The organism is Jannaschia sp. R86511, from assembly GCF_042466345.1.
Lineage (GTDB): Bacteria > Actinomycetota > Actinomycetes > Actinomycetales > JBBAYJ01 > Aquipuribacter.
On sequence record NZ_JAXHCD010000001.1, the window covers coordinates 635,833 to 650,864 of the forward strand.

General features: G+C 76.2%; 14 protein-coding genes. 6 read left to right on the forward strand and 8 right to left on the reverse strand.

Annotated features, from left to right (window positions below; genetic code table 11):
- Positions 1–26: 26 nt before the first annotated feature.
- Positions 27–875 carry a MerR family transcriptional regulator gene (locus SJY06_RS03160; RefSeq protein WP_380164551.1) on the forward strand — a complete coding sequence of 283 codons (849 nt, stop codon included), beginning with the start codon at positions 27–29 and terminating at the stop codon, positions 873–875.
- Here SJY06_RS03160 and SJY06_RS03165 read toward each other — a convergent pair.
- Positions 853–1,479, reverse strand: a complete 627-nt coding sequence (locus SJY06_RS03165; protein ID WP_380164553.1) for a YitT family protein — start codon at positions 1,477–1,479, stop codon at positions 853–855. The genes SJY06_RS03160 and SJY06_RS03165 overlap by 23 nt on opposite strands.
- Positions 1,480–1,541: 62 nt before the next feature.
- On the opposite strand from SJY06_RS03165, the gene SJY06_RS03170 reads away from it, so the two are divergent.
- Positions 1,542–2,987, forward strand: coding sequence for a PLP-dependent aminotransferase family protein (locus SJY06_RS03170; protein WP_380164555.1), 1,446 nt, complete (start codon positions 1,542–1,544; stop codon positions 2,985–2,987).
- Positions 2,988–3,024: 37 nt separating this feature from the next.
- Here the strand turns inward: SJY06_RS03170 and SJY06_RS03175 are convergent, their stop codons facing one another.
- Positions 3,025–4,011 carry a diacylglycerol/lipid kinase family protein gene (locus SJY06_RS03175; protein ID WP_380164557.1) on the reverse strand — a complete coding sequence of 329 codons (987 nt, stop codon included), beginning with the start codon at positions 4,009–4,011 and terminating at the stop codon, positions 3,025–3,027.
- A gap of 60 nt (positions 4,012–4,071) precedes the next feature.
- Between SJY06_RS03175 and serS the strand changes: the two genes are divergently transcribed.
- Positions 4,072–5,352 (forward strand): serine--tRNA ligase, encoded by a 1,281-nt coding sequence (gene serS / locus SJY06_RS03180; RefSeq protein ID WP_380164559.1) that lies wholly within the window; start codon positions 4,072–4,074, stop codon positions 5,350–5,352.
- Positions 5,349–6,197: an HAD family hydrolase gene (locus tag SJY06_RS03185; protein WP_380164561.1), complete on the forward strand. Its 849-nt coding sequence runs from the start codon at positions 5,349–5,351 to the stop codon at positions 6,195–6,197. Before serS ends, SJY06_RS03185 begins: the two co-directional genes overlap by 4 nt.
- A gap of 156 nt (positions 6,198–6,353) precedes the next feature.
- Here SJY06_RS03185 and SJY06_RS03190 read toward each other — a convergent pair whose 3' ends face one another.
- The 3 genes from SJY06_RS03190 to SJY06_RS03200 are packed head-to-tail and all read right to left on the reverse strand — an operon-like array spanning position 6,354 to position 10,464.
- Positions 6,354–9,095, reverse strand: coding sequence for a hypothetical protein (locus SJY06_RS03190; RefSeq protein WP_380164563.1), 2,742 nt, complete (start codon positions 9,093–9,095; stop codon positions 6,354–6,356).
- Positions 9,092–9,838 carry an ABC transporter ATP-binding protein gene (locus tag SJY06_RS03195; protein ID WP_380164565.1) on the reverse strand — a complete coding sequence of 249 codons (747 nt, stop codon included), beginning with the start codon at positions 9,836–9,838 and terminating at the stop codon, positions 9,092–9,094. Before SJY06_RS03195 ends, SJY06_RS03190 begins: the two co-directional genes overlap by 4 nt.
- A complete protein-coding gene (locus SJY06_RS03200; protein WP_380164567.1) occupies positions 9,835–10,464 on the reverse strand; it encodes a PadR family transcriptional regulator in 630 nt (209 codons plus the stop codon). Before SJY06_RS03200 ends, SJY06_RS03195 begins: the two co-directional genes overlap by 4 nt.
- Before the next feature lie 158 nt (positions 10,465–10,622).
- Here SJY06_RS03200 and SJY06_RS03205 point away from each other — a divergent pair, with 158 nt between their 5' ends.
- Together SJY06_RS03205 and SJY06_RS03210 are read left to right on the forward strand one after the other, a co-directional pair.
- Positions 10,623–11,528, forward strand: a complete 906-nt coding sequence (locus SJY06_RS03205; protein WP_380164569.1) for an HAD family hydrolase — start codon at positions 10,623–10,625, stop codon at positions 11,526–11,528.
- A 203-nt stretch (positions 11,529–11,731) separates the two neighbouring features.
- The gene (locus SJY06_RS03210; protein ID WP_380164571.1) at positions 11,732–12,895 is read left to right on the forward strand and encodes an alpha/beta hydrolase family protein; all 1,164 of its coding nucleotides are present in this window, start codon (positions 11,732–11,734) and stop codon (positions 12,893–12,895) included.
- A 4-nt stretch (positions 12,896–12,899) separates the two neighbouring features.
- Here SJY06_RS03210 and SJY06_RS03215 read toward each other — a convergent pair whose 3' ends face one another.
- Genes SJY06_RS03215 through SJY06_RS03225 form a run of 3 tightly spaced genes read right to left on the reverse strand, consistent with a single transcriptional unit; the run spans position 12,900 to position 14,942 of the window.
- Positions 12,900–13,319 carry a hypothetical protein gene (locus tag SJY06_RS03215; protein WP_380164573.1) on the reverse strand — a complete coding sequence of 140 codons (420 nt, stop codon included), beginning with the start codon at positions 13,317–13,319 and terminating at the stop codon, positions 12,900–12,902.
- Between the two features lie 58 nt (positions 13,320–13,377).
- A complete protein-coding gene (locus SJY06_RS03220; protein WP_380164575.1) occupies positions 13,378–13,947 on the reverse strand; it encodes a bacterial proteasome activator family protein in 570 nt (189 codons plus the stop codon).
- Positions 13,948–13,964: 17 nt separating this feature from the next.
- The gene (locus tag SJY06_RS03225; protein ID WP_380164577.1) at positions 13,965–14,942 is read right to left on the reverse strand and encodes an NAD(P)H-quinone oxidoreductase; all 978 of its coding nucleotides are present in this window, start codon (positions 14,940–14,942) and stop codon (positions 13,965–13,967) included.
- Between the last annotated feature and the right edge of the window lie 90 nt (positions 14,943–15,032).

Consider the following 15,032-nt stretch of genomic DNA (forward strand, 5'->3'; position numbering starts at 1 on the left):
TCGGTGGAGGCGGCAGCCTTGCCGTCATGATGAGCATCGGCGAGTTCGCCCAGCTGACCGGTCTCGGGGTCAAGGCGCTCCGCCACTACGACGAGCGCGGGGTGCTGCAGCCGGCGCACGTGGACGCGGGTTCGCGCTACCGGCGCTACGGGTTCTCGCAGCTGACACCTGCGCTCCGGCTGCGCGCCCTGCGTCTGGCGGGGATGCCGCTGACCGAGGCCGGAGTGGTGATGGCGGGTGGGGCGCCCGCTGCTGCGGTGGTGACCACGTTCCGCGAGCGGGTCGCCGCCGAGCGCGAGGCGCAGGACGAGGCGCTCGACGGGCTCGAGCGGCACCTGGGCGAAGTCGGGGCCGAGGACAGGTGGCCGGTCGTCGAGCGGGACCGGCCGGCGCAGCGCTGGGTCGGGGCGCTGCTCCCCGTGAGTGCCGACGAGGCCGCGGGAGACTCCGACGACGAGGCCACCGAGCGTGCCAACCGGGCGTTCGCCGCGCTGTGGCGCGGGCTCGACGAGGTCGGACGGCGTCCCACCGGCCAGCCGTGGTCGGCGTTCCGGGTGGCGCCCGGTTCCGAGGACTCGCTGCAGCTGCTCTGCTGCTGGCCGGTGGACGGTGACGTGCCGGACGGCTGGGACCCTCCGGGTGTCGACACGGTGTCCGGGTGCGTCCCGGCGGGTCCGCATCTGGTCAGTCGGTGGTCGCACGCCGATGAGCCCGTGCTGACGTCGGACCAGCTGCACCCGGCCGTGCTGGCCCTCCTGGTGGAGGCCGACCGACGGGGGGCCGACCTCCGGCTGCAGGACCTCCGTCAGGTCGTGCTGCTCGCCCCGGACGGCGCGGTCGGAGGTGTCGAGGTCACGGTGCCGTTGGTGCGATGACGGGGGCGGTCCTCGGTGCGCGCACCGTGAACCAGCCGAGCGCCAGCTGCACGACCGGGCCGATGGCGAGGGCGTAGAGCACCGTGCCGACGCCGACCGTGCCGCCGATCAGCCAGCCGACGGCGAGCACCGTCAGCTCGATGGTGGTGCGGACCAGCCTGGTCGAGCGTCCGGTCACGCGCACCAGGCCGGTCATCAGCCCGTCCCGGGGTCCGGGGCCGAGGCCCGCCCCGATGTAGAGCCCGCCGGCGATCCCGTTGCCGACGACACCGGTCAGCAGGAACGCGATGCGGACGGCCAGGTGCTCCGGCTCGGGCAGCAGCCAAAGAGCCGCGTCCACGGCGACGCCGATGACCACGACGTTGGCCACCGTGCCGATCCCCGGACGCTGGCGCAGCGCGACCCACGCGAGCAGGACCACGACGCCCACCAGCACGGTCACGGTGCCGAAGGTCAGGCCCGTCAGCCCGGACAGCCCCTCGTGCAGCACGTCCCACGGGTTGAGCCCCAGGCCCGAGCGGACCATCAGCGCCATCGTCACGCCGTACAGGACGAGCCCGAGGAACAGCTGGACGAGGCGACGGGGGACGGGGCGGGGGAGCATGTCGTCCACTGTGGACCTCGATTGGCCTTCCATCCCAGAGCCAATCCAGCCACACTGGCCCGATGAGGACGCGGATGGGGGCCTTGACGCTGGGCCGCCTGCTGGGTGAGCAGTGGCGGAGCGCGGGCCCGACGTACCTGGGTCTGGCGGGGCGGCTGCGCGCGCTCGTGCTGGACGGCCGGCTGCCGCTGGACGTCCGCGTGCCCAGCGAGCGCCAGCTCGCCGAGCAGCTGCACCTGAGCCGGACCACGGTCACGGCCGCCTACGACCACCTGCGTGAGGACGGTTTCCTGCGCTCGCGGCAGGGCTCGGGCTCGTGGACGGCCGTGCCGGGCGGCGTCCGTCCGACCGGCGGGGCCATCGCGCCGGCCACCTCCTCGGAGCTGGCCGGTGACGTCATCGACCTGGCCGCGGCCACCCTGCCCGCCGACGGGGTCGCCGTGCGGGCCGCCTACGAGGCCGCCCTGCTCGAGCTGCCCCGGCACCTGCCCGGCGTCGGCTACGACGCGGCGGGCGTGCCCGAGGCGCGCCGGGCGGTGGCCGAGGCGTTCGAGGCCCGGGGCCTGCGAACCGACCCGTCGCAGGTGGTCGTCACCTCCGGCGCGGTGTCGGCCTGGGCCCTCCTGCTGCGGGTGCTCGTGCAGCCGGGCGACCGCGTCGTGGTCGAGCAGCCCACCTACCCCAACGCCCTGGAGGCGGCCCGCCGGGCGGGCGCCCGCCTGGTCCCGGCCCCGCTGGGCGACCTCGACGAGCCGTCGTGGGACCTGGACGCGTGGCGGGCCGTGCTGCGGCAGAGCGCCCCGACCCTCGGCTACGTGCTGCCCGACTGCCACAACCCCACCGGCGCGGTGATGGGGGCGGCCCAGCGGGCGGAGCTGGTGGCCGCCGCCGACGCCGTCGGGACCACGCTGGTGGTGGACGAGACCCTGGTCGACCTGCGGCTGGACGGCCGGGCGCCCGAGCCGCCGCTGGCGTCGTTCTCGGACTCGGTCGTGACGGTCGGCGGGGTGAGCAAGTCCGCCTGGGCCGGTCTGCGGCTGGGCTGGGTCCGCGCCCCGCGGGACCTGGCCGACCGGCTCGTGGAGGCCCGCCTGTCCTGGGACCTGGGCACGGCGGTCCTGGGTCAGCTCGCGCTGGCGCACCTGCTGCGCGACCCGGACCGCGAGGCCCACGCCCAGGCACGTCGTGACGAGGTCCGCGTCCGCCGTGACGTGCTGGAGGTCGCGCTGCGCCGTGAGCTGCCGGCCTGGCGCTGGCGGACGCCGCAGGGCGGGCTGTCGCTGTGGGCCGAGCTGGACCACCGCTCGAGCAGCTCGATGGCCGAGATGGCCGGGGCGCACGGCCTGCGGCTGGCGGCGGGACCGCGCTTCGGCGTCGACGGCGCGCTCGAGCGCTACCTGCGGCTGCCGTTCGTGGTCCCGGCCGACCGGGTCGACGAGGCCGTCCGGCGCCTGGCCGGCCTGGCCGCCGCGGCCGCTGACCAGCGCCCCACCCGCCTGGTCGTCTGAGGCGGGCGCCCATGCGGCCGCGTGGCGCCCGGGGGCGTCAGGTGGGGTCGGGGGCGATGACCTGGAGGGCGCCGGGGCGCAGGGTGACCTCGATGCGGGTGACCTCGCCGACCGGGTCGCCGTCGACCTGGGCCTCGGTCTCGCGCGGGCACTCCACGACGACGTTGCGGGTGGAGCGCAGCACGTCGACGTTGGCGCCACGGGCGTCGCGGCGGCTGACGAGCCGGCCCAGCTGCCAGACCAGCTCGAAGTGGCTGCGCGGCGAGGCGATGACGGTCTCGATGGTGCCGTCGTCCGGGGTGGACTCCTCGAGCAGGCGCAGGCCGCCGACCAGCTCGCCGCACGTCATCACGAGGATCGAGCGGATGGTGCGCTGCTCGACGCCGCTGCGCAGCAGCGGGGCGGACACGTCGGACACGTCGTCGGCGATGCGGACCTTGAGGGCGTGACGGCGGATGGCGCGCGCGCCCGAGAACACGTAGGCCAGCCAGCCGGCTCGCTTCTTCAGGTTCTCGTCGACGCCGGCCATGATGTCGGCGTTGTAGCCGATGCCGAGCCCCACCAGCGACAGCTCGGTGGTGCGGGTGCCGTCGGCGTGGACCAGCACCGCCTCCATGACGTCGACGTGGCGGCGGTGGACCGTCTCCAGCAGGGCGACCGCCTCGGAGCGGTTGGTGTGGCTGATGCCGAGGCCCCGGGCCAGCAGGTTGCCCGTGCCGGCGGGCAGGATCGCCATGGGCGTCGACCCGCCGACCAGGGCGGAGGCCACCGAGCGGACCGTGCCGTCACCACCGGACACCGCCACGACCGTGGCCCCGGCCTCGACGGCCTCCTTCGCCTGCGCGGCCCCGGTCTCGTCGACCGTGGTCTCCCAGAAGCGCGGCTCGCCCCAGCCCGCGCGGGTGGCCAGCTCGGACACCTCGCGACGGACCTCGGTCATGTCCGTCTTGCCGGGGTGCGCGACGACAGCGACCCACTTCTGCGCGGGCGACTGCTCGCCGCCCCCCGAGGGCTCGTTGTCCACGCCTGGAGCGTAGTGCCGCACGGCCCGCCCGCCCGCGCCCGACCCCCGTAGTCTCGGGGCGTGATCGACATCAAGGCGCTCCGGGACGACCCGCAGACCGTCAGGGACAGCCAGACCCGGCGCGGGGCCGACCCGGCCGCGGTCGACGCGGCCCTGGCGGCCGACGTCTCACGGCGTGAGCAGGTGGCCCGCTACGAGCAGCTGCGCTCGGAGCAGAAGGCGTTCGGCAAGACCGTGGCCGCGGCCGCCAAGGACGACAAGGCCGCGCTGGTCGCCCAGGCCAAGCAGCTGTCCGACGCGGTCAAGGCGGCCCAGGTCGAGGTCGACGCGGTCCAGGCCGAGCTCGACCGGTCGCTGCGCGCCATCGACAACGTGGTGCTGGCCGGGGTGCCCGCCGGCGGCGAGGACGACTACGTCGTGCTGCGCGAGGTGGGTCAGGTGCGCGACTTCGAGGCCGAGGGCGTGGTCGACGCCGCGGGCGCCGTGCCCGACCACCTCGCGGTGGCCGAGGGGCTGCGCGCGATCGACGTCAAGCGCGGCGCCAAGGTCTCCGGCAGCCGGTTCTACTTCCTGACCGGGGTGGGCGCGCGGCTGGAGCTGGCGCTGCTGCAGCTGGCCATGGACACCGCCTACGAGGCCGGCTTCACGCCCATGATCACCCCGACCCTGGTCCGGCCCGAGATCATGGCCGGCACCGGGTTCCTGGGCGCGCACGCCGACGAGGTCTACCGCCTGGCCGCCGACGACCTGTACCTGGTCGGCACCAGCGAGGTCGCGCTCGCCGGCTACCACTCCGACGAGATCCTCGACCTGACCGACGGGCCGCTGCGCTACGCCGGTTGGTCCGCCTGCTACCGCCGCGAGGCCGGCAGCCACGGCAAGGACACCCGCGGCATCATCCGCGTCCACCAGTTCCACAAGGTCGAGATGTTCGCCTTCGCCGACCCGGCCGACGCCGAGCACGAGCACGAGCGGATGCTGGCCCTGGAGGAGGGCATGCTGCAGGCCCTCGGGCTGCCCTACCGCGTCATCGACGTGGCCGCCGGCGACCTGGGCTCCAGCGCCGCGCGCAAGTACGACTGCGAGGCGTGGCTGCCGTCGCAGCAGCGCTGGCTGGAGCTGAGCAGCACGAGCAACTGCACGACGTTCCAGGCCCGTCGCCTGGACATCCGCTCCCGCGGCGAGAACGGCACCAGCCCCGTGGCCACCCTGAACGGGACCCTGGCCACGACGCGCTGGCTCGTGGCGCTGCTGGAGAACAACCAGCAGGCGGACGGCTCCGTCGTGCTCCCGCCGCCGCTCGCCGCCCGGCTCGGCACCGACGTGCTGGCGCCCGTGTGAGCGGCGCTGCGGGCAGCGGCACCGGCCGGGGCGGGCCGCGTCGGGCGCTGGTCGGCATCGACATCGACGGCACGATCGTCGACCACGACGACCGGCTGAGCGAGCGGGTCCGGCGCACCGTCCGCGCCGCCAGCGAGGTCGCCCACGTCGTCATCGCCACCGGCCGCAGCACCGACGGCACGCTGGAGGTGCTCGACCGGCTCGACCTGCTGAGGGGTACGGCCGTGGTCAGCAACGGGGCCGTGACGCTGGGCCTGGACCCCGACCTGCCCCGGGGCTACGAGGTGACCGAGTCGATCTCGTTCGACCCCGCGCCGGCGCTCGCCCTGATCCGCGAGCACCTGCCCAGCGCGCTGTACGGGGTCGAGACGGAGTCGCTGGACAAGCTGCTCACCCAGGCCTTCCCCGAGGGCGAGCTGAGCGGTCCCTACCGGGTCGGCTCGTTCGAGGAGCTGTCGGCCACGCGGGCGCTGCGGGTCATCGTGCGCAGCCTGGACCACACGCCGGAGGAGTTCGAGCAGATCGTCCAGCGGATCGGGCTGAACTCGGTGGCCTACGCCGTGGGCTGGTCGGCCTGGCTGGACCTCGCCCCCGAGGGGGTGTCCAAGGCCAGCGCGCTGGAGTCGGTGCGGCGCCGGCTGGGCGTGGAGCCCGGGGACACCTACGCCATCGGGGACGGCCGCAACGACATCGAGATGCTGCAGTGGGCGGCGCGCTCCGCCGCGATGGGCAACGCGCTGGACGACGACGTGCGCGCCGCTGCGGACGAGCAGGTGCCGCCCGTCACCGAGGACGGCCTGGCCGTGTTCCTGGAACGGGTCCTGGACCTCGACGTCGCGGCCTGAGGACGGCCTCGCCGACCGGGGCGCCGACCCGCGCCGGCCGGGCCCGCGCCGGAGGGTCGTCCGGCCCGGCGGGTCCGGCCTGGGCGGCCCGCTCGGCCCGGCGCATCGCGACGTCCACGGTCAGGTCGGTCCCGGACCGGGCGGTGGGCAGCCGGCTCACCCGAGCCTCGCCGACAGCCGGGCCGCCTCGTGCTCCCCGCGGCCGCGGGCGACCGCGGCCACCACGAGCCCGGCCAGGACGGGCAGCAGCACGACGATGAGCCCTATCCACCCCCAGGGGACGACGACCAGGCCGGCGTCCAGACCCACGTCGACGAACGTCCACGAGTCGAAGCCAGGCGGGGAGCTGCTGCCCGCCGTCCTCGTCGCCTGCCAGGCCACCACGGCGCCCGGGGCCAGCCCGACCAGGGTCCCGACGACGGCGCCGCTGCCGGCCACGAGCGCGGCGGTCCACCCGGCCTGGGCCCGGCGGGACCGCGGCGAGGCGCCCACCGCGGTCATGACGGTGCGGTCCCGCCTGCCGTCGGCGAGGGCCAGGGCCGTGGTCGTGAACGTCGCGAGGAGCAGGACCAGCGTTGCGGCCGTGACGGCCAGGTACTCCAGCCACCGCAGCTGGCCGGGGCTGTACCCGCGCTCGACCTCGACCGTCGGCACGACGCCGAGCGCGCCCTCCAGCCCCTCGCGCAGCGCCTGCACCGACGCCTCGTCACCGGGGCGCGTGCCCACCAGCACCTCGCTGGGTCGCCAGGCACCCACCTGCCGGGCCGCGGCCTCGCCGACCACCAGGGAGGCGCGCTGCGGCAGGCCGCGGTCGTAGCGCATGACCGTGACGGTTGCCGTCGTGGCCGTGCCGTCGCTCACCACGGCCCCGTGAGGCAGGACGAACGCGGTGAGCTCGACCGTGCCGTCCTCGTCGCCCACGACGTCGGCCGTGTCGTCGAGCAGGATGCCGCCGGCGGCCAGGTGCCCGCGCTGCTCGGCGGTCAGGTCGTAGCCGAGCAGGTCCAGGGCGTCGGGTCCGGCCACCTCCACCGGGACGCCCGGGAGCACGGCGCCGTCCGACCACGAGCCGGTGCACCGGTCGGGGTCGGTGGGCTGCACGACGGGGCAGCCCGGGGTCGGCAGGAAGAGCTCGACGGTCGCGTCGGGGGCGAACAGGCGGCCCCGTGGGGCGACCGCGGCCCCGGGTACGGCGACCGTGGCCGCCGCGACGACGGGGGCCGGGTCGTCCGACGCGCTGACCGAGCCGGTGGCGTCCACCGTGGTCACCCCCAGCGAGACCCGGCTGACCCCCGGTGCGGCGGTCGGGACGTACTCGCGGCGCTCGACCGTCGCGCTGCTGGCCGTGTAGGTCATCACCCCGACCAGCGAGGCGGCCGCCACGGCGACGGCGGCGACCGCCGCGGTGCTGCGAGCCGCGGCCCGGGCCTGCTCGCGCCCGGCCAGGCGCAGCGCCAGGGGCAGCCGGGACGTCGCGCGCCCGCCGGCGGCCACCACCACGGGCACCACCAGCACCATGCCCACCGCGACGAGCAGGATCCCGGACGACAGCGGCGCCGCGTTGTCGAAGGGCTCACGCTGCGACGACACGAGCATCGTCGCGGGGCCCAGGACGAGCAGCGCGGCTCCGGCGACGGCCCGGCGCCACGGCCAGCCCGTCGTGCCGGGGTCCCGCGTCGTCGTCACCCCGCCCGCCAGTCTCCGCGCGACCGTGGTGGCGGGGACGAGGCACGCCGCGACCGCCGCCGCCGTGCCCGCGACGACGAACGCGAGCAGGTAGAGCCAGGGCAGCTCGACCGGGCCGAACGACACCGCGAGGCGGTAGCGCCCGAGCTCCTGGACGGCGACGCCGGCGAGCGTGCCGACCCCGACCCCGACCAGCGAGGCGCCGCCGCCGACCAGAACCCCCTGCGCCAGCACCACCCGTCGCAGCGCACGCTCGTCGCCGCCGACCGACGCGACCAGGGCCAGGGTCCGCTGCTGGGACCGCACGCCGACCGCGAACGCAGGACCGGCCAGCAGGGTGATCTCGAGCAGCACGAGAACCACGCCGACGGCCAGGACGACCGCGCTGCCGGTGGTCGTACCGGGGGAGGACTCACCGCTGCGCCAGGAGGGGTCGGCCAGGGCCGTCCGCGACACCGCGGCCACGCCGGCCCGACCGAGCTCCGCCACCTCCTCCGAGGGCATCGGGTCGCGTCGGTCGACCAGCCAGTAGGAGGCCGGGCCGTCGGGCAGCGCCACGGTCCCCGGCAGCGCGACGACACGGTCGAGCCTGGCGTCGCCGTAGCGACCGACGGCCAGCCCGGTGACCTCGACCTCGCGGCCGCCGACGACCACCTCGTCCCCGGGGCGGGCGCCGAGCCGGTCGGCGAGGCCCGGGGTGACGGCGACCTCGCCGGTGTCCTGCGGCAGCTCGCCGGCCAGCAGCACGACCAGGCCGTCGGTCACCGGTTCGGACAGGTCCGTCACCAGGACGTCGGAGACCAGCGAGCCGCCGTCCGGCCGGGCCACACCCACGGCCCCGGTCACCATGGCGACCACCTTCTCGCCCACCCGGGCCGCCACCGCCTCGGCGTCGAGGTCGACCTGCTCGACCCCGGTGCCCGTGTCGACGGGGCGGCCGAAGCCGTCGGTGTCCACCGGGCCGGACCACACGGAGTCGACCAGCGCCTCGGCCGAGGCGAGCCGGAGCCCGGCCTCCTGGGCGGGGTCGTAGGCGTTGGACTGCACGAGCACCGCGACCAGCGCGGCCAGCGCGGTCGGCACGAGGATCATCACCGCCGCCGCAGCGGTCCGGCCCCGGTGCCGCGACGCGTCGCGGCGGGCCAGGCGCAGCGCCGGCCCCCAGCCCCGGGTCCCGCCCAGCGGCCGGTGGTCGTCCCCCGTCGCGGTCACGGCTCGGCGTCCACGGCAGGCGCCAGGCCGAGGAACGCCGCGGCGTCCGTCGTGGGCGCCGTGCTGTCGACCAGCCGACCGTCCCGCAGGAACACCACCCGGTCCGCCCAGGCCGCGGTGCGGGGGTCGTGCGTGACCAGCAGGCCGCCCGCGCCGGCGTCAACCCGGCCGCGCAGCACGGCCATCACGTCCTCGCCGGTCACCGAGTCCAGCGCACCGGTCGGCTCGTCGGCCAGCAGCAGCCGTCGTGGTCCGACCAGGGCCCGGGCGATGGCCGCCCGCTGCCGCTGCCCGCCGGACACCTCGTCGGGGAACCGGTCCGCGCCGGCCTGCACCCCCACCTCGGTCAGGGCGGCCACCGCCTGCTCGCGGGCGGGGCCCCGGCGCAGGCCGTCCAGCTCCAGCGGCAGGGCGACGTTCTCGGCCAGGGTCAGCGTGCTCACCAGGTTGAGGTCCTGGAACACGTAGCCCACGGCCCGGCGCCGCACTGCGGCCAGCCGGGTCCGGTCCAGGCCGCCGAGGTCCAGGCCGTCCACGGTCACGGCGCCGCGGTCGGGGACGTCCAGCCCGCCCGACACGTGCAGCAGGGTCGACTTGCCCGCACCGGACGCGCCCATCACCGCCACCAGCTCGCCGGGGGCCACCGCGAGGCTGACCCCGTCCAGGGCGACCACCCGGGCCTCGCCCTCGCCGTAGCCGCGGTGGACGTCGTCCAGCCTCAGCAGGTCGTGTCGTGCGGTCATGGGGTCCCCCCGGTGGTGCCAGCGGTCGGTGCAGGGCGGGTGCGGTAGGTCTCGCTGTCGGTCTCGCGGTCGGTCCCGTCGTCGGTCCCGGCGCGGCCGGCCGGCCGGGTGACGGGTCCGCCGCGGCGGCGCAGCGACGCCTCGACGTGGTCCAGCCACTGCGCCTCGGCCTGGGCGTCGAAGCTGAGCCGGTCCAGCACGAGCGACCAGGCCAGGTCGCCCTCGGCCGCGGACCGGGCGCGGTTGAGCGCCTGCAGCAGCTGCAGGCTGGCCGTGCGCTGCCGGCGCAGGATGTCGCCGACGTCGACGCCGGGGGTCGTCACCGCGAGCGCCACCTTGATGGTCAGCTCGTCGCGGGTGGGAGCCGCCCGGTCGACCGTGCCGGACCACCACTCGCCGACGGCGGAGCGGCCGTGCGGCGTGATCTCGTACGTGACGCTCCCGTCCGGCCCGGGCTCCTGGGCCGACACCAGGCCGTCACGCTCCAGGCGCTGCAGCGTCGTGTAGACCTGGCCGACGTTGAGCGGCCAGGTGCCCCCGGTGCGGCGCTCGAACTCGGCCTTGAGGTGGAAGCCGTGCTGCGGCTGCTCGTCCAGCAGCGTCAGCACGGCGTGCCTGATGCTCACGACGTCCCCCGTCCCCAGCCCTGCGCGGCCCGAAAGGACTGCATACCGGGTATGTATACGCGGTATGCGGTCCGGAGCGCAAGGGCCTCGGCACGTCCGGGCGTGGCCGGTCGCCGGTCCGCCCTGCCCCGCTGCGGGTCCTCCCCCACAATGGGCGCATGCGTCTCCTGGCCAGCGACATCGACGGGACGCTGCTGCCGCGGCTGGGTCCGATCAGCGACCGCACGGTCGCCGCGCTGCGGTCCGCCGTGGCCGCCGGGGTGCACGTCGTCCTGGCCACGGGGCGCCCGCCGCGGTGGATGACCGAGATCGCGAGCCGGACCGGCATCACCGGTCACGCCGTGCTGGCCAACGGAGCGGTCGTGGTCGACCTGCAGCGGGTGGGGGAGGCGGACCAGGGCGTGGTCCGCACCCGGACGATCCCGGTCGACGACGTGCTCGGCCTGGCCCACGACCTGCGGGCGGAGCTGCCGGGGGTCCACTTCGCCGTGGAGTCGGTCGACTGGTTCGGGGTCGAGCCGGGCTGGCCGCAGGCCATCGAGGCCGACCTGCCCCGCGCCGACCTGGCCGAGCTGCTGCGCCGTAGCGGACCGGTGGTCAAGCTGCTGGCCAAGGCGGCCGAGGGTGACGACCCGTTCGCGCCCGCCGACCCCGACGGCCCGGCGACCCACGCCTCGAGCTCGACGGCCGGCGACGACATGCTCGCCGTGGCCCGGCGGGTCACGGCCGGTCGCGGTGAGCCGACCCACTCGGGCTCGCAGTTCCCCCTGGTCGAGATCGGTCCCCCCGGCGTCGACAAGGCCGCCACCCTGGCCGAGGTCGCGGCCGACCTGGGCGTGGACCGGGCCGACGTCGTCGCCTTCGGTGACATGCCCAACGACGTGGCCATGCTCCGCTGGGCCGGCACGGGCTACGCCATGACCGACGGCCACCCGGCCGCCGTGGCGGCCGCGGACCACCTGGCCCCGCCGTGCGCCGAGGACGGGGTCGCGCAGGTCGTCGAGCGGCTGCTCGCCGAGCGCGGGTCCCGACCCGTCGCCGCCGGAGGTCGCGCCGACGCATGACCTCCACGCGCGACGACAGGGCCGAGGGGGACAGGGCCGAGGGGGACAGGGCCGAGGGGACGACCGAGGCCGGGGGAGGACCGGCTGCGGCTGCGACCCCTGCGGCCGCCGGACCCGCCGCCGGACCCGCCGCCGGACCTGCCGCCGGACCTGCCGCCGGCCGGCCGCGCGGTCGGCGTCGTTGGCTGCGCGTCACGGCGTTCGTGGTCGCGTCGCTGCTGCTGCTGGCCGCCGGGCTCGTCGCCGGGGTCGCCTGGTACTTCTCCGGTATCGCGCTCGCGGTCGACCGGGGCGGGGCCCCGCCCGTCGGGCTCAGCGCCGGGGTCGACGACGCCGGTCGCCCCGACGGCACCGTCGTGCTGCCGGACACGCCGGGGATGGCCGTCGAGGGCCTGCACGGGATCCGCTGGCAGGACGAGGACGGGTCCGGCTGGGGGATCACCGGCGACGTGCTGAGCCGCGCCGACGGCCGGGTGGTCCGGGAGTGGGAGGACCGCTCGGGCACGCTGCCGCGGGCCGGGGCGAACGGTCAGGTCGACCAGGACGTGTTCCTCGGCGACCCCGGGGTGGTCGGCATGGAGTTCGCCGAGGTCACCCTGGAGGGCGAGCTCGGCGAGCTGGCCGCCTACCGGGTGCCCGCCCCGCTGCGTCCCGACGAGCAGCAGCGGGCGGCGCAGGGGACGTGGATCGTGTTCGCGCACGGCCGGGGCGGGCAGCGGGAGGAGGCCAACCGCTACCTGCCGCTGTGGCACGAGCTGGGGTTCGAGGTGCTCGTCCCGCAGTACCGCAACGACGCCGGCGCGCCGCAGGACCCGTCGGGCCGCTACGGCCTGGGCGCCACCGAGTGGCGCGACCTGGACACCGCGGTCGGCTACGCCCTGGACAACGGGGCCGAGCAGGTGGTCCTGGCCGGCTGGTCGATGGGTGGCGCCATCCAGCTGCAGGTCCTGGACCGCTCCGAGCACGCCGACGCGGTGGTCGGGCTCGTGCTGGACGCGCCGGTCGTCGACTGGCGGGACACGTTGGAGCACCAGGGCGACCTGGCCGGGCTGCCGCGGTGGGTCACGTCGCTGGCCATGCGGTTCGTCGAGCTGCGCGGCGACCTCGACCTGGACGAGCTCGACTTCGCGTCGCGGGAGGACGCGGCCGTGGTCGTCGACGTGCCGGTCTACCTGGTGCACTCCGACGACGACGCGTTCGTCCCGAACGGGCCCAGCCGGACGCTGGCGGACTACCTCGGCCCCGAGCGGGCGACGACCCGCTTCGAGGGGCCGGGCGACCACACCCGGGAGTGGAACGTGGACCCCGAGGGCTACGACGAGGACATGCGGGCGTGGTTGTCCGAGGAGCTGCTCGACGCCTCCTGACCCGTCAGCCCGTCAGCCCGAGCGCGGTCTCGGCCTCGACCGAGCGGGCGGTGGCCTGGGCCATGGCCCGCTGCGCGGCGGCGGGGTCGGACTCGGCGATGACGAGCGCCTGGGCCGCCTGCGACACGGAGGTGGCGGCCCGCGACACGGCGTGGTGGACGGCGGCGAGGTCGTCGTCACCGGGGACGTCGGTGTCGGTGCCGGGGGCGCGGGCCACGGCGGCCAGGCAGCAGCGCCAGACCCGGTCGCGGCAGGCCGTGAGCTCCTCGACGAGCTGCGGGGCCTCGCGACCCTGGTGGGCGAGCACCTGCAGGACGCGCCCGCTGGCCCGGTCCACCCGGTCGAAGTCCCGTCGCCACAGACCCTCGCCCAGCGGGTGCGGGGGCGGGCCGACCCGGCGGACCAGCCGGTCGATCAGCCCCATGCGCGCACCACGACCGGCAGGGGAACCGGCGGCACGGGACCCGGCGGCACGGGCCGGCTCAGAGGTACTGCCCGGTGGCGGTCGGGCCGTCCGGGCCACCCGGGCCGGTGGCGGGTCCGGGCAGGGCCTGCCGGCGCATCTGCTCCAGCTGCGCCCGGGCGGCCACCTGCTGGGCGAACAGCGTGGTCTGGATGCCGTGGAAGAGACCCTCGAGCCAGCCGACCAGCTGGGCCTGCGCGATCCGCAGCTCGGCCTCCGTCGGGGTGGAGTCGGGGTCGAACGGCAGGGCCAGACGGCGCAGCTCGGCGGTCAGGTCGTCGGACAGGCCGGTCTCCAGCTCGGCCACCGAGCGGGCGTGGACGTCGGCGAGGCGGGCGCGGCCGGCCTCGTCCAGCGGGGCGCTGCGCACCTCCTCGAGCAGCTGCTTAATCATGCTCCCGATCCGCATGACCTTGGCGGGCTGCTCGACCATCCCGGCCAGGTTCTCCTCGCTGGTGTCGGTGGTCACGCTCATGCCCTGCGGCGTGACCACCACGACGCGGTCCTCGCCCCTGGGCCCGGGCTCGACGCCCGGACCGGTGCTGGCGTCGGTGGTGGGGTCGGTGCGGTCGTCCGGCTGCTCGTCCACCGGACCATCGTCGGACATCACGGCACCAGGAGCACCTTGCCGACGTGCTCGCCGGCCTCCAGGACCCGGTGCGCCTCGGCGGCGTCGGCCAGCGGCAGCACCCGGTCGACGACAGGACGCACGGCCCCGCGGGCCACCAGCGGCCACACCTCGGCCACCACCCGGGCGCACACGTCGGCCTTCTCGGCCCAGGGCCGGGCCCGCAGCGTGCTCCCGTGCACGGCGGCCCGCTTGGCCATGAGCGCGGCCAGGTCCAGCTCGGCGGTGCGTCCCCCCATCAGCCCGATCACGACGAGCCGGCCGCCCGTCGCGAGCACCTGCAGGTGGGTCCCGAGGTAGCGCGCGCCGACCGGGTCGAGCACGACGTCGACCCCGGCGCCGCCGGTCAGCTCGTGCAGCCGGGCCACCAGGTCGTCGGCGCGGTAGTCGAGCACGACGTCGGCACCGAACCCGGCGGCCGCGGCCACCTTCTCCGGCGATCCCGCCGTGGCGTAGGGCGTGGCGCCGAGGGCCCGGACCAGCTGCGTGGCGAAGGTGCCGATGCCGCTGGTCGCGCCGTGGACCAGGAACGTCTCGCCGGCCCGCAGCCGGGCCGTGGTCACGACGTTGCTGTGCACCGTGGCGGCGGCCTCCGGCAGGGCCGCGGCGGAGACCAGGTCCACCCCGGCCGGCACCGGCATCACCTGCGTGGCGCGCACCGCCACCTGCTCGGCGTAGCCCCCGCCGTCCAGCAGCGCGCAGACCTCGTCACCGGTACGCAGGTGCCGGACCTCCTCGCCCACCGCGACGACCACGCCGGAGCACTCCAGCCCCGGCCAGGCGGGCGTGCCGGCGGGCGGGTCGTACCGGCCCTGCCGCTGCAGCAGGTCGGCCCGGTTGACGCCGGCCGCGGCCACGGCCACGACGACCTGGTCCGGGGCGGGGACCGGGTCGTCGACCTCGCGCAGCTCGAGCGACTCGGGCGGACCGGGCGTGGTGACGACTGCAGCTCTCACCCGGTCGACCGTACGACAACCAGCGACACACCCGCGTCGGTGCGCCGATCGGGTGAGCGATGACGGGGTGGAGGTTCACCCGGGAGCACA

Bases quoted from the DNA above. Each gene is read 5' to 3' on its own strand.
- SJY06_RS03165 (WP_380164553.1), bottom strand. From the start codon at position 1,479: ATGCTCCCCCGCCCCGTCCCCCGTCGCCTCGTCCAGCTGTTCCTCGGG.
- SJY06_RS03215 (WP_380164573.1), bottom strand. From the start codon at position 13,319: ATGGGGCTGATCGACCGGCTGGTCCGCCGGGTCGGCCCGCCCCCGCAC.
- SJY06_RS03195 (WP_380164565.1), bottom strand. From the start codon at position 9,838: ATGACCGCACGACACGACCTGCTGAGGCTGGACGACGTCCACCGCGGC.
- SJY06_RS03170 (WP_380164555.1), top strand. From the start codon at position 1,542: ATGAGGACGCGGATGGGGGCCTTGACGCTGGGCCGCCTGCTGGGTGAG.
- SJY06_RS03205 (WP_380164569.1), top strand. From the start codon at position 10,623: ATGCGTCTCCTGGCCAGCGACATCGACGGGACGCTGCTGCCGCGGCTG.
- SJY06_RS03160 (WP_380164551.1), top strand. From the start codon at position 27: ATGATGAGCATCGGCGAGTTCGCCCAGCTGACCGGTCTCGGGGTCAAG.